The sequence below is a fragment of the Alteromonas sp. 4NH20-0104 genome, assembly GCF_057547795.1.
Genome location: NZ_BAAJLP010000048.1, coordinates 1 through 22,937, shown reverse-complemented (window position 1 = coordinate 22,937; position 22,937 = coordinate 1). Strand labels below are relative to the sequence as shown.

Here is a 22,937-nt window from a genome sequence, read left to right as displayed (position 1 = left end):
CAATTTGAGACATGCATTCAAGCGTTAATTTCTTAAGATCCTACCTATGAGCATTTTCTAACTGCGATACATAGCCCATCTTGGTAAGACTTACCAAGTACTTATATAATCGGCTGGGACTCATATGAGCGAGTTCAGATAATTTGGTCAGTGAAACAGGTGCGTCGTGTTCCGAGATTAACTCAAGCACCGTAAGACCAACCTCCAGAGAGCCGATGCCTTGTCTTACATTCACTTCGTCCTTTGGCTGCATACTTAATTACCTGATTTCGGGCTGAAAAAGCGATTTATTAACTGAACTGGATTTGATGTGAAGTCGAAAAGTTAGCTAAGCAAATTGGCGCTGACACAGGCATGCCATCGCCAATAAGGTTATTATACTGCGAGATTAGATTCTATAAACTCGCGTTTCGCATTCAATTCAGTCGAATCACCACTGAAAATAACCTTACCCTTTACAATTAAAATGTGTTGTTCACAGAGCTCGTGGAGGACTGACGTGGTCAAGCAAATTCACACAACCCAGTTAAGCAGCTTTTCCTAAGTCCGCCATGTCCGCCTCATATTGGTTTGGACTTTTGTAATCCAGATATGAGTGCATTCTTTGGCTGTTATAAAACATAGTGATGTATTGCAGGATATCTTGCTGAGCTTCATGACGGCTCTGGTAATGACGCCATTGCACTCGCTCTTGTTTTAATGTGCCGAAGAAGCTCTCTACAACGGCATTGTCCCAACAATCACCTTTCCGACTCATGCTGCCTGTTACCTTGTACTGCGCCAGTAGCTGTCTAAATTGTCGGCTCGCATATTGAGAACCACGATCCGAATGATGTATCAGGCCTGCCTTGGGTTTACGTTGCCATAAAGCCATTGTTAAGGCATCACATACAAGCTGGGCATTCATCCGTGAAGCCATACTCCAGCCCACGACTTTGCGTGAGAACAGATCAATGACAACGGCCAGATACAGCCAGCCTTCCTGCGTCCAGATGTAAGTAATGTCAGAGACATACGCCTGATCTGGTTTTTGCGCATCAAAGTCGCGTGACAGCACATTGTCGAAGACAGGTTGCTGATGGTCGCTATTGGTCGTTACTTTGTATTTTCTACGCCGTCTAACGCTCACGTCGGCTTCTTTCATCAAGGCTCTCGTACGCTGTTTTCCAACCGGATAACCGAGCGAATTCAGCGCGCGTTTCATTCGCCTTACGCCATAGGTAAAGTCACTGGCATCTGCTATTTTCTGTACCCATTCGATAATTATATTCTGATCTCGTTCCCCGCTTCTAAGCTGAAGGAAGGGCAATGTCGCCCTGAATTCACTCAGGAGTGAAACCATGAGTTACTTTGAAGGTTCCAACCCGTTACGCCAACGCATGATTGAAGATATGACCATGCGTAGGCTCAGTCCTAAAACGCAAATAGGCTACATCAGAGGCGTGAAGAAACTCGCTACCTTTTTGAAACGCTCGCCAGAGGATGCTACGGCTGAAGAATTGCGCCAATTCCAACTCGCATTGGCCGAGCAAGGTACATCTAACATCACCATCAATGCCACGTTATCGGGTTTAACGTTCTTATTTCATAAGTCCTTGAATCGACCTGATGTGATGCTCAAAGTCAGCACCGCGCCGGTGCCAAGGAAGTTGCCGACGGTATTGAGTAAAGAGGAAGTCAAGCAACTGATTGATGCCACACATAGCATCAAATACAAAGCTGCCTTCTCGGTCGCTTATGGGGCTGGGTTACGGATTGGTGAAGTGGTGATGTTGAAGGTGACGGATATCGACAGTTCTCGCATGCTATTGCGCGTTGAGCAAGGTAAAGGGAAGAAAGACAGAATGGCAATGTTATCGCCAATGCTGTTGAGTACACTTCGCCAATGGTACAAACATGCCAAAGCGCATCACTTAATGCTACCGGGTGCTTGGTTGTTCCCAGGGCAAAATCCGTTAAACCCTATTGGCACCCGCCAACTCAGTCGGGCCTGCCAATCTGCGTGTCTGGATGCAGGACTGAATAAGAAAGTCTCCATGCACACCTTACGGCACAGTTTCGCCACGCACTTACTGGAAGATAAAGTCGATATTCGTATCATTCAAACGCTGTTGGGGCATAGTAAACTGGAAACCACAGCGCTGTATGCACAAGTCGCCAGTAAACTCTTGCGAGAGGTGGTGAGTCCGTTAGATACACTGGCATTGTGAGCGTGACGTTATGTCGAGTTGTTCACGGCCACCGCTTGAGGTGGCGGATGTGTTTCGTCTGTCTGGTGCCCAATACAAACAATCTCAGCATGGGCATTTAAGCTTAGCTCAACTGAAAGTGATGTCAGCCATTGCGCGTTGTCAAAGTGCCCAGTTAGGTGCTCATCACCTGCACTGTGAACACTGTCATACCGATGCCATCGCATATAACTCCTGCCGTAATCGTCACTGTCCGAAATGCCAGGGTTCAAGTGCCAAACGCTGGTTTGCAGCCAGAGAGCAGCAGTTGTTACCTGTAGAGTACTACCATGTGGTGTTTACCTTACCTGGTGAGGTAGCACAACTGGCCTTTTACAATAAAGCACAGATGTATCAGCTGTTGTTTAAAGCCGCATCACAAACGCTACTGACCATTGCCGGTGATACGCGACACTTAGGCGCTGGGGTTGGCACCACTATGGTGTTGCATACGTGGGGCTCCGCGATGATGCATCATCCTCATGTGCATTGCATTGTGCTCGGCGGCGGGCTGGATAAGGCTAAGCAATGGAAAGCGTGTAAAAAGGGCTTCTTCTTGCCGGTCAGAGTGTTATCACGTTTGTTCCGCCGTTTGTATATGCAAGGCGTACGTGAGTTATACGAATCGACGCAGTTACTGTGTTTCGGGGAGTTGGCGCAGACCAGTGGCTTTGAACACACCGGGCACTTTATGGCATGGTGCAAACAGCAACAATCCATGGAATGGGTGGTGTATGCAAAACCGCCGTTTGCAGGACCACAAGCGGTGCTGAAGTACCTGTCGCGTTATACGCATCGGGTAGCGATTGCGAATCGCCGACTACAATCCGTTGATGAAACACATGTCTCGTTCACCTATAAGGATTACCGGCGCAAAGGAAACAACATGCACCGGACGATGCAACTGACGTGTGACGAGTTCATGCGTCGATTCTTATTGCATGTCTTGCCAACCGGGTTTCATCGTATCCGGCATTATGGGTTACTGGCAAATAAAGCCAAACTCAATATGGCCAGACAAGCCTTGCACGTAGCACCGCCACCAGAAATCAAAAATCCTGCCAATGAATCGAAGACAGACTCAGCCCCCTTTGTGTGCAGGCAATGTCAATCACCGATGAAGATGTCGGCGCTCAGGCTACCTGCATACTTACCAAGAGCGCCCCCTAAATAGGCGGGGTGCTTAAGGAGATAAAAAAGCGCCTTTACTGGTGAGGATGATGCTTTACCTGAAACGCTATAAACCCCATGATAATGAACAGAATGAGACAACCGAGCTGAATAAAAACGTGAAAATCAGATGCCAATAGAAACAAAACACCACTGGAAACACGTGATCTTGGCGATCATCCTCTACAGCAGACTCATATCCACCATCGAAATCCCCATAGCCAAACCACAGGGGTAACATCCCGCGGTTTCGTCCACCGACGATTATCTGATATCTGCCCGAGAGTAGGACATCAAGGTGGATCTGAATGGAGGGCAGATAACTGATAATCTAAACATTAAGTGCAGCACATATCGTAGATTCATCTGCTTTGCAGCGTGGGTCTCGGAATTTGGCCAATACACCAGGGTTGTATTCGCCACCAACGATAGCTCTGACAATTTTCATTCCGGTAACACCAGTAATATCAGACACAACGATATTCAACTGGATATTCATAAACGTCAGTGCTTTTTGTATATGCTGGATGTGTGCAGCGGCATAATCCAGAAGTCGTTCTCTCACTCTCATGTATGTCCGGAGTTCAGCAATGGTGGATTCAGGTCTGAAGCTCGCTTTTAGCAAACCGCATGCGTGCAACCTTTGTATCCATTGCGCATCTCCAACATCTGTTTTCCTGCCTGGGACTGCACGAGTATCACGGGCATTAGAGAGGACAACGTTAAATCCATGCTCTTCCAGTATTTGATACACCGGAACCCAATACACTCCCGTTGATTCCATTGCTACGGTTTTGATCCTGCACTCTGCTAACCAGCGGGCCATATTGTGAATATCACCGGTGAATGCTTTGAAGGTTTGAACCGACTCGTCGCACCGCTCCGGTGGAACGGCAACAACATGAAAACTTCCTCCAATATCAATCCCGGCAGCGTCAGGGTTGATCACAGGAAGTGACTGCGATTTTGCTTTTGACTTTGACATGATGACCTCACTCTATTAGAAATAACCGGATGGGAACTCGGATTAATCACTTTCCTAAACGGGGTCTATGCCACCAACATCGGGTCCGCAGCTTTCCCTGGGTCAGGTTTTTTAACGGGATTTATATCTCCAAAAGGCGTACGACCACTATCCGGTTACCAAATAGTATAGATCTACACGTGTTTCTAGTCAGATGGGGGATGGGGCGCAATGTAGGCTGTTTTTTAGGATCTCTTTCTCCATTTTCAGGCGTTTATTTTCTTCTCTCAACCGACGGATTTCTTCCTGTTCCGGTGTCAACTTACCATTGCCTCGAAATGCGTGAGCGCCTTCTGATTCTCGTTCTTTAAGCCAGTGGCCTAACATATTCGCGCTAATACCAAGACTACGTGCAGCCTCAGCAATCTTGTAATTTTGTTCTGTAACCAGACTAACAGCGTCCAGTTTGAATTCTTTTGAATAGCTTTTTCGCGTTTTCATATACACTCCAGTTGAGATAATTATCCCTTAACTGGCTGTGTGAATCTATTGGAGCACGTCATTCATCTAGCATTGAAAACACTTGCACCATTTACTTGTACGATTGAATAGTCTTATGAACGAAGAAGACGAAAATTCAGCTCCGAAGTGTACAGTTTTACTACGGGATATACTGAAGATAACTTCTTAATCATTTTAAACGTTAGGGTTTTACCCCGTTTTCATAATGCAAACGGTGATCTATCACCAGTAAAGTATGAACAATACTCCTTAAGAAAAGTGTCCTGATTTAGTTGCACAGAACACGAGAATGCTCGTCAAAAGTTTGAGTGTACACACCTTGCTGGGGCTCTGCGCCGGTCATATAGTTCTCAGCGCCCATCGGGTAGAACGAACCAACGATTTCCGTTGCTAGAACAAAAGTCGTAAATACGAGCGTAGCGCATTTAAACCATAGTAGGGTGCGACCGAAAGGCTGAATTACTTTTTCTTTCATAATTCACCACATTTCTTTTTGTAATTGGTGATGGTGACTTCGTACAGCGGTGAACATAGAGCTTACACGTAAGTAAAAGTCGCCGGTGCCTCTGTGTGCGCCGGCTCTTGGTGTCAGTATCAGAACGGATAAGGTTGATCAGAGCGTTCCACAGTGACCCACTTAACTTCTGTAAACTCTTCTATCACTGCGCTTCCATCGAAGCGGCCATAGCCGCTGTTCTTCATGCCGCCATACGGCGCTTGCGGTTCATTCTGAACAGTAGCGCCATTGATATGGACACAGCCTGCGTCCAGGCGACTGGCGAAGTCGAGTGCCTTGGTGACATCAATACTGAAGATCGATGAGGACAGGCCGTAAGCCGTGTCGTTAGCGATCCGAAGCGCCTCTTCAGTGCCCTTGACACGTACGATAGTGGTCACAGGGCCGAATGTTTCTTCGTCATAAATGGACATATCACGTGTGACGTGGTCGACAAGTGTTGGGCCCATCAACGCGTTGGCTGCCAATCCGCCGACTACGACTTTGGCCCCCTTGCCTTGAGCATCCTCAAGCAGGTGATTGATGCGCTGTACCGAGCCTTGACCAATCATCGGGCCAATGACGCAGTTGCCGTTTTCTGTCGGAAGCCCTGTCGTAAGGTCTCTGATACGCTCGGCGAAACGACTCACAAACGCATCCGCAACTGCCTCATCAACGACAAAGCGCTCGGTGGACATGCAGATCTGACCCTGATACAGAAAGGCTCCGAACACGGCAGCGTTCACCGCGCCTTCGATGTCTGCATCATCCAGCACCACGAAGGGGGCTTTACCGCCAAGTTCAAGCAGGCAGCGTTTGAGGTACTTTGCAGACGTCTGAGCGATCATTCGGCCAACGTGGGTCGACCCGGTGAAATTAACTCGACGCACGCTTTCATGGCTGATCAGCACTTCGGTAACAGCCGCAGAATCTTCTGGTGCAGTGACCAGGAAGTTCAGGACTCCGGGCGGTAAACCCGCTTCAAGAAAGGCTTCGGCCAACAGCTTATGCGTGCTTGGGCTACTCTCGGAACCTTTGAAAATTACCGTGTTGCCGCACGCCAATGGATAAGCAATGGCGCGAGCCCCCAGGATAACAGGACCATTCCAGGGAACGATGCTGAGTACCGTCCCTACAGGTTGTCGCAGAGTCATTGATACCGCACCAGGCTTGTCGGTAGGAATGGTCTCGCCCTTGATCTGAGTCGTCAGGCCAGCAGCCTCACGAATCAAATTTGCAGACGCGCTAACGTTGAAATTCGCCCATAGCTGCGAGGCACCTATCTCCTCAGCCATCACAGTGCAGATTTCCTCCATTCTGGCTTCCAGGGCATCTGCTGCAGCCAGCAGAATGCGGCGTCGTTCAGTCGGGCCGGTTTTAGACCAGGTTTGGAACGCTCGTTGTGAGGACTCAACGATCTGCTGGGCGTCCTCCACATTGCACGCTGCACCGGTGGTAATCGTCCTGCCGCTTAGCGGATCAACGCGCTTATAGGTTTTACCGCTTGATGCATCAAGTTTCTTATTGTCTATGATCAGTTGAACCGTCATTTCGCTACTCCTCTCAGATTGTATTCATATGAAAACTTCAGGCATGCGCAGAATCGGCTTGAAGGTCACCGTACTCTCGCTGTCAGCCATAGTTTTGCGATGTCGTCGATGTTGGCATCGCCTGTCTAGCTCGATAGTTTATAGCCTTCTGTGGGCCTATAACCCACGCGTCCCTCATCAAAGCTGCTCGCCACACCGAGGTCATTTTGCTTGGAGAGGTCGCTCAGTTCGCCGTGCCAAGCCGACACGATGGCATTCTTTCCAACATTAAAATCACTTCCTGCATAACTGAAGGAACCGCCTTCGACTCTGAAATAGGGAATCGCTTCCATCATAGGGGGGAAGGAGCAATCAACAAACTGATTGCACAGCTTGACTGAGGTAAGATGCGCCGCGGAGATTCTCGCTTTTGAGATTTCTTTGATGGAGACCTCGAAACCTTGGTATGTGGTCCGCACCAAGCGATTATCTGTCCAATTGAGAACCGTTATGTTAGTCCTGAATTCGCCTAATTTGGCAGTGGTAGTGCTGTCTTTTATAAAATCACCTTTAGTTGGGCCAATAAGCGAGGTGAATACGAACACTGGTGGCAAGGCGTACCGACTTAAGTTATTTATAGGCTTTCTTTTGTAATTGTTATAAGCAAAGTAAAGCTGAAACATTTAGAACTTGCCTTCGTATAACCAGGACAAACCTGCATAAGCCTGCTCAGCGGTACGGTTGGAAAACATAATATTTCGCAGTTCAGCTGTGACCCCCTCGGCGTGGTAGAACTCACCATGAACACGTGCCATGATTTGGCAGCGTCCGGCTCGTAAATAGCGGCGCTGTTGATAGTGCTTGAAGGCCGACTCAACATCGCTGGCTATATATAGCTCTTCAGCCAATACAAGTGCATCTTCCATGGCCATGCAGGCTCCCTGGGCGAGATACTGTAGCATCGGGTGCGCTGCGTCACCCAAGAGCGCAACTTTGTTATTAGTCCAGTTGCTCACGGGCTTGCGGTCGCACAGTACCCACATCCGCCAACTGCTAATCTTTGACAGTAGAGCCTGAACCGTCTCGCAGGTGCCTTCAAAACGCTTTTTCAGCTCTTCGGCATCACCCTCAGTGTTCCAGCCTTCAACGTATTTGTCGCTGTGAAACACCGCTACCAGGTTGAAAAGCTTACCACCGCGTAATGGATATTGAACTAGATGGCACTTTGGCCCTGCCCATAGAATCATCGAGTTTTTACGGTACTGCTCTGGCACCTCACTCGTTGGGAGCACGGCGCGATAGGCGATGTGCCCAGATACTTCGGGTGTGCCGTCTTGGACGATATTTTGTCGAACCTTAGACCACAGGCCATCAGCCCCAACCAAGGCAGAACCCGAAACGCTCTCGCCGCTTTCGAGGGTTACCACTACTCCTTCAGAGTCTTGCTCGTAGGACGCCAGTTTGCTGTTGAGTCGGAAGCTGATCAAGTCTGTTTGCTTGCAAGCATCCAGCAAAACAGAGTGCAGGTCAGCGCGGTGTACCAAAGAATAGGGATACTTGAAACGCTCTAAGAATTGCTGCCCTGCGGGGATCACGGTGACCGGCTCAGAGGTCACAGCGTTCATCATGATGAGCTCGTCAGGATAAACAGCGAGATCCTTCACGGCATCGACCACGCCAAGCATTTCTAGTGCCTTGTAGCCGTTGGGCCCTACCTGAATGCCCGCGCCGACTTCCTTGAATTCCGCGGATTGCTCGAGCAGTACTGATTTGATGTTCTTCTGCGAGAGGGCCAGAGCAGTAGCCATGCCACCGATACCTCCGCCCACAATAACGATTGGGAGTGCATTATTTTGCATTGCGCACCTCCACGGCGAGTGTGCCGATTTTTTCGATTGTTGAGGATATGGTGTCGCCGTGCTTGATTTCGCCGACGCCTTCAGGGGTGCCGGTATACAAAAGATCACCCGGCTGCAAGGTATAGAATTTAGACGCGAACTCAATAAGCTCGGCGACGTCCATAATCAGGTCTTTGGTGTTGGCGACCTGGCGATTTTCACCGTTCACAGTGAGGTGCATGGCTAGCGCATGGGGATCGCTGATTTCGTCCGTGGTCACAAGCCAAGGGCCTAGTACAGAGTATGTATCTAGAGATTTACGAAGGCTTCGCTCCTCTGGGCCTCGGATAGTGATATCCAGACCAATGCTGTAACCGGCCACGTAGGTCAGGGCCTCGCTGGCTGGAATGTTGCTACCAGCTTTCCCGATAATCGCAACGAGCTCGATTTCGTGGTCAGTTCGACGCTCAGGCAGGTTGATGGATACGGTTTCTCCTTGACCAATCAATGAGCTCGTTGCTTTCAGGAAAAGCCCCGTCTCTTGGATCTTTCGAACATGGGCGCGGGAGAAGGTATCTGTGTCGGCAATTGCTTCATCCAGGTGGGCCTGATAATTAACCGGTGCGGCTACGATTTTGCCCGGGTTAAGCACCGGCGAGAGAAACTTGACATCGTTAACGCTGTAAGTCTTAGCGCCAGACTTTTGAACCAAGATTGCCTCTTTGAGCGCTGGAAGTGCGCTAACGTATAGATCATGAGTTGGAAACGGATAATGACCAGGTTCGATGATATCCAGCACCGAACTCACATCGTAGACGGTATCGCCTTCGACCAGGCCCAGTTGCTTTTTATTGAAGAAACAAAGTTTCATGGGTAGACCTCTTATTGATTTATTATACGACGTTGCCAGAAGCCCAGGTGCTCCTGGAGACATCTATCTGAAAAACTGAACAGGATACAGCCCTCTTGAGATTCGTAAGAACGCGTTGACCAGCTTGGAACAATAAATACATCATGCTGCTTGAAATACCGTGTTTCACCATTTATGACGACGTTTACACTACCTTCAATAACACAGCAGACAGCACCATCCGTTTCTTGAAAGGTTTGTCCTGAGAACCCTTCAGGCAGAAGCTGCATGAATGCGCTCATGGTCAATATGGGGGACAATCCGGTGGTTGGGTCGGTAAAGGTCATTTTGATTCCGTCGCAGGGATCAAGCTGGCCTGCCGCTTCCATAGTTTTTAGCGTCTTGCGTGTGCGGTCGTAGGGGTAGTGGAAGATACTTCCCGTACCATAGGGTCGCTTTAGCTCCGGTGAAACTGGACGTAATCCGTTGCTGAAGACTGTACTTGAGTAGTCCGCAGGATACTTGATCTCTTGCTTATGCTTCGGGTCGTCAGCGGAGAACCCGCAATTCAACATTTGAACAAGGGGGACATCGAGCCCGTCCAACCACATAACAGGCTCGGAACCCTCTGCGCCATGGTCATGAAAGACGCCGGTCGGGGTGATAATAAAATCACCTGGCGTCATGAATACTTTATCTCCATCTACCGTGGTATAGCCTCGCTCGCCGGAGAGGATCAGGCGCAAGGCAGACGCAGTGTGGCGGTGACTCGGGGCGACTTCGCCAGGCAGGATCATTTGAATACCTGCATAAAGCGAGTTTGTTGCCAAAGACTTACCTCTGAGCTGCTCATTCTCCAGTACTAGCACCCGGCGCTCTGCGTCTTCCGCAGAAATGAATTCACACGCGAGCATCATGTTTGCTTTGATGGTCTCTGAGCGCCAGTGAGTGGGGCTTACTTTCTGTAGTGGCTCTCGCGGCGTCAAGCCCCGCAGAACCTCCCAGAGAGGCGCCATGTTGTTATTGCTTATGATCTCGGTGAACTCGCTTGCCATAAAACTACCTTAATCAGCTTATTGGTTTTGAACGTGGCTGGCTAAATGTTTAAACTCGTTTAGCTTGCCTATAAACAGTGCATATCATCAGTGTGCAGAACAGCATTATCATACCTATGAAGCTTAGCGCCTAACTCCACGATATGGAGCTGCGGTTGGTATTGAGATCAGTGTTCTTCGCGCGGTGCGACGGGCTCATTACCTGTGCATCGTCACCATCACACACGTCAGCAAAAGCAGTACTCGCTATTGATAACCGCTCCAACTCAATTCCTCCAGTATGGTTTCTGTCTCATGGCTTTTTTTTATGGGCAGCCAAGATTCTTACTGTCATGGTTTATGCTTAATGTTGGAGTTAATTATCACCTAGCGATAATTGCGTATAAAAAAATTAATGTCAAGCAAGAATGTCGTATAGAGATAAATTATGTCATTATATTTTTGATGTATTTGGAGGTTGACGTCCATATAAGTAAGGATCTGAAAAATATACACTTTGGGTGAGCCATTTTTTCTCGCAGTGTTCAAGATCTATAATTCAAGATCTATAATTGGTCGGATTATCCGATCATTTATAAGGTTATTATCCCAATGAGATATATTTGTGATTCCTTTGGTGGGTGGCGACCATCTCACTGGTCGAGCAGCACAAAAATGCTCTACAGGCGAAGAGCGCGGCTTCTTTGAGGTCCGGTTTTACGCGCGCAATAACAATATGAGGGGTGTAGAATGAGCTCTAGAAATTCGCTCTTCGATTCATTCTGAGTAACACATCGTCAAAGACTATCGTCTATCTGTGTGGGCCTTGGGGAATGATTTAGGCAACCAAAGCGGTATGGAAAGCTTTAGGGCGAGCGTATAAAAACCTTAGGTTTGAAAATTTTGGCAGTAGCGGCTAACCCCCAAATAATCGTTTTAATGTGTCGTAAGCGGGGATTGGTACAATGGTCAAGGTGGAGTCGAACGAAGCGATTTTGGAAGCGCTGATTCGCAACAACCAAAAGGGCTGCACGGTTACCAGATGGCAGAGCGCGGGCTTTGTAAAGCTGCAGTGATTTCTGTCAGCCCTATTGATCACAGAGATAGGTTCCTTGCCCATCATGAACGAAAGACTAAAGGTTAAATATGTGCTTGCTTATCAAGGGTCGTTTCGGGGAGTGCTACAATTCATTTGGATGGGATCACGCATGGGCCTGCGCCACACGAAGCTACTCTGAAGACTCTTGACATGATTTGGCCCGTGCGGTAAACAGGACGAACTTTTAATTTTTTTGAAAATTGCGATTTATTAATGACCGACTCCATAACAAAAGCGTCCAGTCATCATTTGAAGAAAAAGGAGCAGAATTCTTTTGATCGATTGACTAAGCTATTGTTGCTTTTTACGCGCGACGATGTTCCTTCCTGGAGTGTGGATGAGGCCTCTGGGGAATTAGGTTTGTCCGCAAGCCATACCTACCGATATTTTCGATCGCTCAGTTCAGCAGGCTTAATTGCGCAAATATCAACCGGTAAGTACGTCTTGGGCCCGGCGATTGTGCAGCTTGATCGTAAAATGCGGAGTTCGGACCCTCTTATTCTCAATTCCATTACAGCGCTAAAATACTTGGTCTCGCAATCGCCTTTGAAAAGTGTGGCAATTATCTGCCGGTATTTTGATGGGAAGGTGATGTGTATTCACGAGGAATTTGAGAGGCGGGAACAATACGAGGTCAGTTATGAGCGTGGTATGCTGCGGCCTCTCTATCAAGGCGCTGCGTCCAAATCAATCCTGGCGCACTTACCACTGAGAGCTGTAAAGTTACAGTTTGAAAAGGATGCTCCTCATTTCGCTCAATTCGGTCTGGGAAGTAGCTGGGAAGAAGTAAAAGCCGGTCTGCGGAAATTGCGAGCAGCGCAAACGGTTTATACACGTGGTGAGCTTGGGAAAGGAGCAGCAGGCATCTCAGCGCCTGTTTTCGATGGTGGAAAAGTAGTGGGTAGCATCAGTATTGTGATCCCTGAACAAAGCGTCAATGAAGCGGTTATAGCGACTATTTCTCCAATCGTCGCTCTTTCCGCGAAAATGATTTCTGATCGATTTTGATACAGTCACGCACTTGCCTGGTTATACAACCAGGGAGTGACTTCTCTGTCTTTTTTTTCATAATGCTTTATGGCGTTAGAATATTTCAAGGTGGCGCCGATGCTATCCAGGCCATGCAACAGGCGCTCTTTTCTGTTGGAATCTATCTTGAAAGTCCAGCTATTGTCATGGTGGGTTACCGTTTGGGCGTTTAAGTCAATGTTTAAGTGCAAATGCTGTTGCTCGTGGATTTTTTTAAACAGTTTATCGATGACCTCTGAGCCAAGCTTGATAGGCAACAAACCGTTATTGAGGCAGTTGCTCTCAAATATGTCAGCAAAAGTTGTCCCAATCAGAGCTTTTAGCCCAAAACCTTCAAGCGCCCATACTGCGTGTTCCCTACTAGAGCCGCAGCCGAAATTCTCGCGGCAGAGAAGTATTTGTGCTCCCTGAAACTGAGGTTGATTGAGCGAGAACTTCATATTCAGCGGGCGTATCGAACAATCCTGTCCTGGTTCTCCTTCGTCTAGATACCGCCAGTTGTCGAACAGGTTCTGCCCGAAACCAGTTCGTCGGATGGATTTCATAAATTGCTTGGGGATAATAGCATCGGTGTCGACATCACGTCTGTCGAGGGGGACGACGCTTGACTTTAGTGTGATGAATTTTTGCATGATCATATTTCCATACTCGGAGGGGGGACGAATCTGCCGGCGATAGCGGCGGCAGCGGCAACGACTGGGCTTACTAGGTGCGAACGCCCCCCAGCACCTTGGCGCCCCTCGAAATTGCGATTTGATGTCGATGCACATCGCTCACTGGGAAGTAGGCGATCATCATTCATTCCTAAGCACATAGAGCACCCTGCATCCCGCCACTCGAATCCGGCCTCAATGAAGATCCTGTCCAATCCCTCCAGTTCGGCTTGTCTCTTCACCGAGCCAGATCCAGGAACCACCAAGGCCTGAAGGATGTTGGAGGCTATCCGCTTGCCCTTAACGATGCTTGCAGCGAGGCGTAGATCTTCGATCCGGGCATTCGTACAAGAGCCAATAAACACCTTATCCAAGACAATGTCAGTGACAGCCATGCCGGGCTTTAAGCCCATGTATTCGAGGGCACGAAGGAACCTGTCCTGGCAAGGCGGTTCGATAGCCTCTTTAGTCGGGATATGGCCAGTAATCGGGCAGCACATGTCCGGGGTCGTTCCCCAGGTTACGTATGGGTTGACTGTTTCGGCGGCGACCAACAACTCATGATCGAATGGTGCGTTGGGGTCGCTCACAAATGTCTTCCAGTGCGCAACGGCTGCATCCCAATGTTCATCAGGAGGAGAGAAGGTCCTGTTTTTGAGATAGGCAATGGTTGTCTCATCAACACCGATCATCCCAACTCGCGCCCCAGCTTCTATCGACATATTACACAATGTCATACGGGCCTCCATGGTGAGCGAACTTACCGTATTGCCCGAGAATTCAATGGCGTAGCCCGTAGCTCCCGAGGTAGATAAAACACCGACCACGTGAAGAGCGAGGTCTTTGGAGGTTACGCCTGGGTTAAGCTTGCCTTCGATACGAATATTCAAGCTCTTGAGTCTTCGCATTTGCAAACACTGGGTCGCTAGCAGGTGCTCAACCTCGGAGGTTCCTATCCCGAATGCCAGTGAGCCGAACGCTCCATGGGTACTGGTGTGCGAGTCACCACAGGCGATGGTCATGCCGGGCTGAGTGGCGCCCAATTCGGGAGAGATAACATGGAGGATACCTTGTCGTGGATCATGCATCCCATAGTGCAGTATTCCGTGATTTTCGCAGTTTGTCGCCAATGCGCTGACTTGGGCCGCTGCCAGCGCATCAACAATACCGGATGTCCGGCCAGAGGTCGGTACGTTGTGGTCGGCAGACGCGATAGCCGCAGCCGGTCTCCACACTGTTCTGCCAGAATTTTCTAAACTCTCAAAGGCCTGTGGGCTGGTAACTTCGTTAATCAGGTGTCGGTCAATATAAATAATAGAATCGGTGTCGTTAATTGCGTGCACATGGTGTTTATCCCAAAGTTTTTGATAGAGTGTTTTAGCGGCCATTCATCCTCCTGCATGCTGGGGCTACGGGTGTTGTTGCGGTTAAGGTAGGGTTGCCAATTACAAATGTTAAAAATGGGTGTTAGTGTGTTAGGCGATAATTAAAAGGGCACAGCACCAAGATCCTCGGGTACGTACAGGCATCGGATGCCGATTTTTCAAGCAACTTGAATTACCTTAATGAGAGAATCTAGCCCTGTGGCGGGCGCCTCTTGTTTATTTCCCTCGTGACCGTGACTGCGTGCTTCGAAGCCTACCGTGTCTGTAGTGCAATCAACTAGCAGCTCGCCAGGCATATCGGTGAGCTGCTGGTTGAGTGACGTATCCTTTGTCATATAAGCAAACTCGAAGCCTAGGATCTTTGCGTGTGCAAACCCCGCTGGAATTAAATCGCAGCTGTTTACGACCTCTGCACCCTGCAACCTCGAAGATGCTGCAGATGCCAGACCAACCGCGTCTGCGCTTGCTACGTATACGATGCTACTTAGGCCACTCCCAGCTTTGATAACGCCGTGATGACAAGTCTGAAACGCTGATTGCTTGTGGCACAGATGCGGACAATCGCTTTGCATCAGGGGAGCCTTCAGTGCTGAAATGGACATCCCTTCGTTTGCGCATTTCGGGCCTTCAATCGACGCTCCTCGAAGGTGTCTGGTGGATCCGGCTGGACATTTTCACCGAACCAAAAGAACCAAGCGGTCAGTTTTCTAAACACAGCAGTTCCGAGAGCTGAGGGCCGCTTTATCGAAAAGGCTTTCAGCACATGATCCGGGTAAAGTGACGCGATCCACTTGTAGACCAAAGGATGCAGAATCTTCGGAAAGTAGCGATCGGCAAACTGACTCATGATAGCTTTAGCTGCAGGTGGCCCTATTTTATGACGTGGGACCTCTTCGGCCTCCCACTTGTCCATGAATTCCATGATGCCATCAAACGAATCGGGGAAACCGATTAGCTCTTCGCCGGTGCCAGCGTTACGAAATACTTTAGATATGTTTGTCCAGTAGTGAACAGCAGCCAATTTCTCGTTATCTGAATAGCCAGATAAACCTACTCGACGAAGAAGCCTATGTATACCTGCAGCTTCATAACACAAAGTATAAATATAGGTGTCATTGCGGCTAAAACTTTCTGAGTATTTTTCAGCGTAATGCTCATGAAGCCTGTTAATGGACTCGATGTTCTTCAACGTTAGCTCATGTGATGATCCGTAGTTCCACCAAACTTGCATTTTCCAAGACGTTGCGTCAGCCCTCGCGTCTGCGTGGTTTAGAATCTTCCCTGAGCCTTCATCAACCAATGGTAGCGCATCGAGTTCACGCACAAAGAAGTGAGGAAACGTGATAGTGTAAATCAAGTTCATGATAAAATCGTTGGGCCGATAGGCAGATGACAACCTCCAGATCTCATCAAAGTCGGTAGTAGGATCAAGGCTATTGATGCGCTTAGCAATCCACTTTCTTGGCATGTTAGATACCTCATTTTGTTATTGCTTTAATATTTTAAGTAACTCGTGCTAAAGGCTATACCTCTCAGACCCAAGTGTCATTAGACGCCCAATACAAAATTTTCAGAAAAAATAGTACTAAGGTACAGCGAATGCAAAGGTTGGTTATTCGCGCGGTTTGAGGTCAAGCAATGCCAGTGCGAAGCTCAATGAAAAATCAAATTCCTTTATCGGTTTTCCCAAGATATCTTCAACAGCTTGCAGTCGATAAACAACCGTATTTCGATGAATGCTTTGACTTTCCGCAGCATGCAGTAAACTATTTCCTGAAAGGAGATAACTCTTGAGAGTTTCTCTATAGCTCTCAATTTTTTGGTCAGTGCTTACCAATTCTCCCAGCGTAGATTTTACAAACCAGTCTGTAAGCTCTTTATTCCTGATAAAAATCGCCGTAGCAGCGTACTTAGGCCATTGTAATACCTTGTCTACTGAGTATTGCTTTCCTACTTCCAACAATGCACGAGCTTGTACATGAGAACGTCTGAAGCCCTCGACACCCCTGGCGGTCTCCCCTAAGGAATAAATCCCGACTTCAGCGGACTTTAAAGAAGTAGTCAGATTTGAAATTTGCTTTTTTAATGGCAGAGTGTTGGTTGCAATCCAAAGCCATGCTCCATCAGATTGAGGCACGTGGACCAAGTTAGAATTTGAAATATGCTCACCGATGGCTCGCTGGGTATATTTGGTGGCTCTAGAAGCAGCTCGAACCGAAGACATTATGATGGCAGTGTAAAATTTATCAGGATCCACCCCTAAATTACTCTTAAAAACCTCGACCACTTCAGGTGCGACAGGAGATCCTCCTTCTATGAGTTCTTCCACTAGTCTTCGTTTTGAAACTAGAGACTCTTCCAGTAATAACTCCTTTTCGGCCAGGCATCCTTCAAAGAAATCTTTAACTGCATCATCAAATACCGTTGCCAACATAACAATCAGCTGCGAGATATTCTCGCGCTCTTTGAATATATCTAAGGAGTCAAAAATTTCCCTGGTCCAGAGCCCCTGAATCTCTCTTATACCTTGAGCGATGCTTTCAAAATATACATCCATGCGCACTGCCTTATATGCCATCGCACGCATAGATTCAGACAACCCGACATCGACATCCTGGCCCGAAATCCTGACGAGCAGTTGCAATATCAGAAGTTCAAGGCTTCTAAGAACTTCCATGTCTGGGAAGTTATCAAGGTATGAAAACTTTGATTTAGCCACAGCCAGTGAGCGCTGAGATAACTCTAGCCCCCATGCAACTTCTTTATCTCCAACCTTGGAAATCGCAAGTTCTAGAACCACCGGCGCAACACGGGCTTGGCTTAACACCTGATCTGCCTTGCACGAGGGTTGAAAATAAGCGAAGACAGATTTCAAATTTTCCATCTAACCTCCTATCAATCGAGAGCCGAACACTGCAGGTTTCGATTGCATGGTCATCAGGAACATTATAGCAGCTTGAAGCCCAGTCATACCGAAGCTCATGCAGCGGAGCTTTCGGCTCCGCAAACATCAATTTTAATAGAACGCTTTGGCATTCGGTTACCTTGTTTATACCTGCGCTTTCACTTGTTGGCGCTCCGCTTAGACAAGCTAGAACTCATGCAACCAGCGAAGGGTTAATGAGTTCTCTACCTTAAACCTATTTTCCACGTTTGACTCGCGATAGGCAGTTACAAAGAACTTATCTTTACCAAGCTCAACCATTAAACCCGGACCAAAACCGATCGCTTTCTCTTTGGAGTCCGAAATACTAAGCCCATTGATCTGGTGATCCGTAATTTGTTTCAGATAATAGCCGCTGACGCCCAAAGTGAGGTAATTATTAACTTTATAAGCAACATTGTAGTTAAGCGATACACTCTGTCCGGCTTGCGTATCTTCAACGCCTTGATCGAGAGGGAGACTGCTCGCTGGGTCACTGTTCTTGAAATTGTAGTAATACTGAGGCCGAAGGCTGATCGACCACTCGGGGCCGAGCAGGAATGTCATCGCCCAGTATGAGTGAACGGACCAGAAATTGTTTCCAATATTGAAGTCCACATCATTATCGTACTTTCCAGCCGGCATTGTCACACCGATATTCAGTCGCGAAACAAAGAACGGATTCCCATTTAGTGTAATCGGGTCAGACTGAACGAATAGCGATACCGTTGGATCGCCCAACCCAGCTCCATTGTCCTTGAGTTTAATTCCTGGAAATGGTGGTGCATCTTGAAAGCTTGCATCCAGCGAAGCCATCGGCACGATAAAATCAACGCCAAGGTGACCACCCAAGATCTTTTGATCTGTCTTAAACAGATAGCTGTATTGATTGATAACGGAGTAGACATCCATTTTTGGGTCATTAAAAATTGGAATGTCTTTACCTGCACTATCTTTCAGGCCTTTATTTTGAGCATATGCAATGTATGTCTGCCAGGCACTGTCTCCCGGCTGCTGCCCCCCAAAGCCGTCATAGAAGCTTGTTGCACCTAAATTCAATCCACTAGGGAGCGTAACCGTGGGTTGGACAGCGAGGGCCTTGCTTACATCAAGGGCAACAAATCCAGTCGCAGCTATCGCTGCAAGGGTATAACTATGTATAGCTTCAGCCATCATAACGAACCGCCTTATTTTTATTTGAACGAGATTAAATTCGATCAGATCAATTGAAATTCAGCTTCAAGCAACCTGTCGAAATATTTGAGATTAATTTTACCTGCCAATCTAGCCAGCTCTCGCTTGGTCTAACATCTTGACACCGGAAAAGCGGAGCCGCCGATCCCCCGCTTTATCAGAAAAAGCTTGTCAGAACGGATAATTGTGACCTGCTTGCTGCCAAGTTACCCAGTGAGCTCTGGTGAACTCGTCGATGGCATAGCTGCCGTTGAATCGACCTAGGCCAGAGTTTTTCTCCCCTCCAAAGGGGGCGTTGGGCTGGTCATCGATGGTGATGTCGTTTATATGCGTAATGCCTGCCACGATGCCACTTGCGAAGCGCAAGCCGCGGTCCATGTTTTGTGTAAACACAGCGCTCGCAAGCCCAAACTCGCTGGAGTTAGCGAGTTCTAAAGCATGCTCTTCGTTTTGAGAAATGATCAAAGGCATGATCGGCCCGAATGTTTCGTCGTATGCCAGTTCGTGATGTGGTGCGACCCGTCCATAAACATGTGGTGGAAGAACCAAGCCTGACGCAGATCCGCTATGGAGACACTCAAGACCATCGCGGTTTGCTCGGGTGATTTTGTTAAGCAAACCAGTTAGTTGGCTCTGGCTTACAATTGGTCCGATCACCGTTTCAGCCAGGTTAGGGTCACCCACAGAAAGCTGCTGAACTCGCTCCACTACGAGGGCGGCAAAGTCGCTATAGATCTTTTGATCAACGATGACCCGATTGACACTCATGCAGACTTGGCCCTGATGCAGGAAACGACCCACCACTGCCGCATGGGCTGCAGCCTCGATGTCGGCGTCGTCCAATACGACCAGCGGGGCATTACCACCAAGTTCTAGGGCTACGCGTTTGATGTAGTTTCCGCCGACAGCAATGCGCCCCACACTGCGGCCGATGTCTGTCGACCCTGTGAACGAAATCAAGCTTGGGACGGAATGTTCTACGAAGGCATCACCGATTTCGGAACCGGCACCAACAATCACGTTTAACACTCCTGGCGGGAAGCCTGCTTCCTCGAACAGGTGAGCTATCAAAAGGCCTCCGGTGATAGCCGTATCGCTAGCTGGCTTCAAGACTACAGTATTACCTAATGCGATCGCTGGCACGACCGATCGCATGCTGAGATAGAGCGGGAAATTCCAGGGGCTGATGACGCCTATGACCCCGAGCGGCTCACGAAATACAAAGCTTTGCTTCCCAGGTTTATAGCTGGTGAGGACTTTACCTTCCACCTGGAACGGGAGAGTGGCGCTCTCACGGACCATGTTAATCGTATGGAAACACTCAAAGGTTGCTTTTCCACGGGTGCTGCCTGACTCGCGAATAAGCCAGTCAATAATTTCATCGCTACGGGACTCCATGACCGAAGCCAAAGCGTTCACAAGCGCAACACGCTCAGCAGGAGCGACTTTCGCCCACAGCTGTTGAGCCTGCTTCGACCCTTTATAGGCCTCATCAAGGTCCTTTGAAGATCCAAGCTGCATGTCGAGCAACTGCTCATTATTATAGGGGTTGCGGTCGTCGAGACGACGTTCCGAGCATCCTATGCTCCAATTGCCGTTGATATATTGATGGCCGGTAATTTTGTACGGAAGCAGTGTTGGCTTATTCATTTCTAAAAACTTTCCTATCGATGGTTTGGCTATGAAGTGTTCGAGTGCAGATACCTTGGACTTGATGCACTGTAAGAAATTTCTGTGTCGGTTCAGTTTGTTTTTGAGACGCGCGCATGACCCAGTAAGCCTGATGAGCACTAGGCGAAAGGCAGCAGACCGATCTGTGTATAGAGCCCGAAACGGCACCAAATATTTGGCGAGCCGTACAGGACCAGAGAACTGAAAGTTGCGGGGTGTTCGCTGTGAGGGCCGCTTTCCTGAAGGTCCTCGCCAAAGCTTTGCCCAATTGCCAGGCAAGACTCTGCAGGCTCAACGAGGCCACGAGCACCGCGACAAGCCTGAAAGGGTGGAGCAAGGCCTTCTCTAGCTTGTGAGAGGGGCTACTAAGTTCAGCAGGCAGGGCTTGGCTCATAAATGGGTACCTCGCACTTCAAAGTGACTTTTGTAAATATTAGTGTATTACGATAATCACGTTTTATTTACATTTTGTCAACAGAATTATCTTATTAAGATAGTTTTTGTTGTCATCTTTAAACCACCTTCTATGAAGGTGGTCGATGCAGATAAATCGACGAGCTATATGTGGTTGTATGCCACCGGAGCAGATTCACCTGACGCAAACATACCAGGCTCAACCATCCCGAATATCGTCCTGTACGACTACCACAATAGTCGGGCCGGGCAATGTGCCGTGGACTTCCTAAATGGCTATAACGGTTATCTACAAGTGGATGGTTATGTTGGCTACGAGCAAACACAGGCCACCTTAGTCGGCTGCTGGGCTCATGCCAGACGCAAGTTCGTGGAGGCCAAAAAAGGGGCGGGTAATAAAGGCAGTGGCAAAGCCGACTGGGCCCTGAACCATATCCAAAAGCTCTACCGTATCGAAACCCAGCTAAAAGATAGCTCAGCAGAACAACGCTATGCCATACGGCAGGAAAAGAGCCTGCCATTACTGAATCAACTTCATACCTGGCTAACCAAATCAGCACAACAAGTGTTACCGAAATCAAAACTGGGTGAGGCGATACAGTATTGCCTGAACCAATGGCATAAACTGGAACGTTACATACTAAACGGCCAGCTCAGCATTGATAACAACCGTGCAGAGCGAGCGATAAAACCGTTCGTCATTGGCAGGAAAAACTGGCTGTTCAGCCAGACGGCTACTGGCGCAAACGCCAGTGCCGTCCTCTACAGTATCATCGAAACCGCCAAAGCCAACGACCTCAATGTATTCGAATATGTGATGAAAAGTCTGGAATTACTCAGCCAACCGGAAACCGAAATCAAGCTACTGCTACCATGGCAGTTTACTAAAGATTAGGTGGGATCATCGGACGGATACACTTAACGTATCGCGCAGGCTCATAGCCCAGCTTTCGTCGCACATAAAAAATAGCGCTAAATAGGCTTTCCTTCCCGGTAAGTGCCGTAAGTAGCGAGCAATTACAGCGCTCATAAGAACGTGCCTGATATTCACCAATAACGACATACTGATAATCAATAAAAGGTGCGGTGGGGAGGTCCAGAGTTCCACAGCTGTGAATTCGGAGCCTCCGGCAAAATTAATCCCTGTCATCAATGCCACAATGTAAGGAGGAAGTCCTTTTTGTGTGGCCTGTGCACCTAATACCAGTGCAAAGGGAATGAATCCTAGTAGTACGGGGATCGCGTCTCGTTGTCCTCGCCTGAATTCGTGAATTCTTGTTGCAGTCACTTTTGATTCCGTCAGCAATAAAATAGTGTGAATATTATCCGGCAAGTGCAATAGTTTTCGATTGCGAATAATGGCGAGTCGTTGTGTTAATTTGGTTTTTAGCGCTATTATTTATGTGTTTGTTGAATTTGGGTGCTAAATAAATTGGATCTAATAGATAAGCGTATTCTCAAAGCGCTACAGCATAATGGTCGGTTACAAAATATAGAACTTGCGGAACAGGTTGGCCTGTCTCCGTCACCCTGTTTACGCAGGGTCAAATTACTCGAAGAGCGAGGCGTCATTCAGCGGTATGTGGCGCTCATAGACCCGGAAAAAGTAGGCAAAAGTTTGTCTGTTTACGTTCGAATTTGGTTAAATGGGCAAGGGCAAGCCTTGGTGGACTTGGTTGGACATAATTCGAATCACCCTGATTTAAACTTCGATAAGGTCTTTGATATATTTACCTTATGGAGAAAGGTTTTAGAGCAATAACCCCTATTCACGTTTAGCATGGTTCAGCTTCTGATTCAGGAACTGAACTGTCGTCAATTAACTATCTTTTTAATTCAAAAAATGCGTTTGATTCCCTATAGAATAAGAATAGGAACTAACCGCTGATCATAGGTAGGATCTTAAGAAATTAACGCTTGAATGCATGTCTCAAATTT

Annotated in this window: 18 protein-coding genes and 3 pseudogenes; 5 read left to right on the top strand and 16 right to left on the bottom strand. The window is 48.1% G+C overall.

The annotated features are described in order from the left end of the window. Window positions 1-40: 40 nt before the first annotated feature. A complete protein-coding gene (locus AC27IB_RS22560; RefSeq protein WP_487123787.1) occupies window positions 41-253 on the bottom strand; it encodes a helix-turn-helix domain-containing protein in 213 nt (70 codons plus the stop codon). 273 nt (window positions 254-526) lie between these two features. Continuing rightward, window positions 527-1,324, bottom strand: a pseudogene (locus AC27IB_RS22555) (IS3 family transposase); the annotation flags it as partial. A gap of 16 nt (window positions 1,325-1,340) precedes the next feature. On the opposite strand from AC27IB_RS22555, the gene AC27IB_RS22550 reads away from it, so the two are divergent. Continuing rightward, complete coding sequence (locus AC27IB_RS22550; protein WP_487123785.1) at window positions 1,341-2,210, top strand: tyrosine-type recombinase/integrase; 870 nt, start codon at window positions 1,341-1,343, stop codon at window positions 2,208-2,210. Window positions 2,211-2,220: 10 nt separating this feature from the next. Continuing rightward, the gene (locus AC27IB_RS22545) at window positions 2,221-3,402 is read left to right on the top strand and encodes an IS91 family transposase (protein WP_487123783.1); all 1,182 of its coding nucleotides are present in this window, start codon (window positions 2,221-2,223) and stop codon (window positions 3,400-3,402) included. 327 nt (window positions 3,403-3,729) lie between these two features. Here the strand turns inward: AC27IB_RS22545 and AC27IB_RS22540 are convergent, their stop codons facing one another. The 7 genes and pseudogenes from AC27IB_RS22540 to AC27IB_RS22510 form a co-directional block, all read right to left on the bottom strand. Continuing rightward, window positions 3,730-4,383 carry an IS110 family transposase gene (locus tag AC27IB_RS22540; RefSeq protein WP_487123781.1) on the bottom strand — a complete coding sequence of 218 codons (654 nt, stop codon included), beginning with the start codon at window positions 4,381-4,383 and terminating at the stop codon, window positions 3,730-3,732. 207 nt (window positions 4,384-4,590) lie between these two features. Then, window positions 4,591-4,863: pseudogene (locus AC27IB_RS22535) on the bottom strand (transposase); the annotation flags it as partial. A gap of 615 nt (window positions 4,864-5,478) precedes the next feature. Further along, a complete protein-coding gene (locus tag AC27IB_RS22530) occupies window positions 5,479-6,930 on the bottom strand; it encodes an aldehyde dehydrogenase (RefSeq protein ID WP_487123779.1) in 1,452 nt (483 codons plus the stop codon). A gap of 125 nt (window positions 6,931-7,055) precedes the next feature. Further along, complete coding sequence (locus tag AC27IB_RS22525) at window positions 7,056-7,592, bottom strand: OprD family outer membrane porin (protein ID WP_487123777.1); 537 nt, start codon at window positions 7,590-7,592, stop codon at window positions 7,056-7,058. Further along, on the bottom strand, window positions 7,593-8,768 hold the full coding sequence (locus AC27IB_RS22520) for a 3-hydroxybenzoate 6-monooxygenase (protein ID WP_487123775.1): 1,176 nt from the start codon (window positions 8,766-8,768) through the stop codon (window positions 7,593-7,595). Then, window positions 8,758-9,618, bottom strand: coding sequence for a fumarylacetoacetate hydrolase family protein (locus AC27IB_RS22515; RefSeq protein ID WP_487123773.1), 861 nt, complete (start codon window positions 9,616-9,618; stop codon window positions 8,758-8,760). Before AC27IB_RS22515 ends, AC27IB_RS22520 begins: the two co-directional genes overlap by 11 nt. Before the next feature lie 11 nt (window positions 9,619-9,629). After that, window positions 9,630-10,652, bottom strand: a complete 1,023-nt coding sequence (locus tag AC27IB_RS22510) for a cupin domain-containing protein (RefSeq protein WP_487123771.1) — start codon at window positions 10,650-10,652, stop codon at window positions 9,630-9,632. 1,291 nt (window positions 10,653-11,943) lie between these two features. On the opposite strand from AC27IB_RS22510, the gene AC27IB_RS22505 reads away from it, so the two are divergent. Beyond that, window positions 11,944-12,738 (top strand): IclR family transcriptional regulator, encoded by a 795-nt coding sequence (locus AC27IB_RS22505; RefSeq protein WP_487123769.1) that lies wholly within the window; start codon window positions 11,944-11,946, stop codon window positions 12,736-12,738. Window positions 12,739-12,743: 5 nt separating this feature from the next. Here the strand turns inward: AC27IB_RS22505 and leuD are convergent, their stop codons facing one another. The 6 genes from leuD to AC27IB_RS22475 form a co-directional block, all read right to left on the bottom strand. Then, window positions 12,744-13,391, bottom strand: a complete 648-nt coding sequence (leuD, locus tag AC27IB_RS22500) for a 3-isopropylmalate dehydratase small subunit (RefSeq protein ID WP_487123767.1) — start codon at window positions 13,389-13,391, stop codon at window positions 12,744-12,746. Between the two features lie 2 nt (window positions 13,392-13,393). Then, complete coding sequence (leuC, locus tag AC27IB_RS22495; RefSeq protein ID WP_487123765.1) at window positions 13,394-14,800, bottom strand: 3-isopropylmalate dehydratase large subunit; 1,407 nt, start codon at window positions 14,798-14,800, stop codon at window positions 13,394-13,396. A gap of 580 nt (window positions 14,801-15,380) precedes the next feature. Further along, on the bottom strand, window positions 15,381-16,265 hold the full coding sequence (locus AC27IB_RS22490) for a hypothetical protein (protein ID WP_487123763.1): 885 nt from the start codon (window positions 16,263-16,265) through the stop codon (window positions 15,381-15,383). Window positions 16,266-16,409: 144 nt separating this feature from the next. After that, on the bottom strand, window positions 16,410-17,681 hold the full coding sequence (locus AC27IB_RS22485) for a PucR family transcriptional regulator (RefSeq protein WP_487123761.1): 1,272 nt from the start codon (window positions 17,679-17,681) through the stop codon (window positions 16,410-16,412). Window positions 17,682-17,888: 207 nt separating this feature from the next. Then, window positions 17,889-18,896 carry a SphA family protein gene (locus AC27IB_RS22480; protein ID WP_487123759.1) on the bottom strand — a complete coding sequence of 336 codons (1,008 nt, stop codon included), beginning with the start codon at window positions 18,894-18,896 and terminating at the stop codon, window positions 17,889-17,891. A gap of 189 nt (window positions 18,897-19,085) precedes the next feature. Next, a complete protein-coding gene (locus tag AC27IB_RS22475) occupies window positions 19,086-20,564 on the bottom strand; it encodes an aldehyde dehydrogenase family protein (RefSeq protein WP_487123757.1) in 1,479 nt (492 codons plus the stop codon). Window positions 20,565-21,111: 547 nt separating this feature from the next. On the opposite strand from AC27IB_RS22475, the pseudogene tnpC reads away from it, so the two are divergent. Then, window positions 21,112-21,894, top strand: a pseudogene (gene tnpC / locus AC27IB_RS22470) (IS66 family transposase); the annotation flags it as partial. Window positions 21,895-21,900: 6 nt separating this feature from the next. Here the strand turns inward: tnpC and AC27IB_RS22465 are convergent. Next, window positions 21,901-22,287 carry an AzlC family ABC transporter permease gene (locus tag AC27IB_RS22465; protein ID WP_487123756.1) on the bottom strand — a complete coding sequence of 129 codons (387 nt, stop codon included), beginning with the start codon at window positions 22,285-22,287 and terminating at the stop codon, window positions 21,901-21,903. A gap of 144 nt (window positions 22,288-22,431) precedes the next feature. Here AC27IB_RS22465 and AC27IB_RS22460 point away from each other — a divergent pair, with 144 nt between their 5' ends. Then, entirely contained in the window at window positions 22,432-22,761 is a 330-nt protein-coding gene (locus AC27IB_RS22460; protein ID WP_487123754.1) for an Lrp/AsnC family transcriptional regulator, read from the top strand. Window positions 22,762-22,937 lie beyond the last annotated feature (176 nt).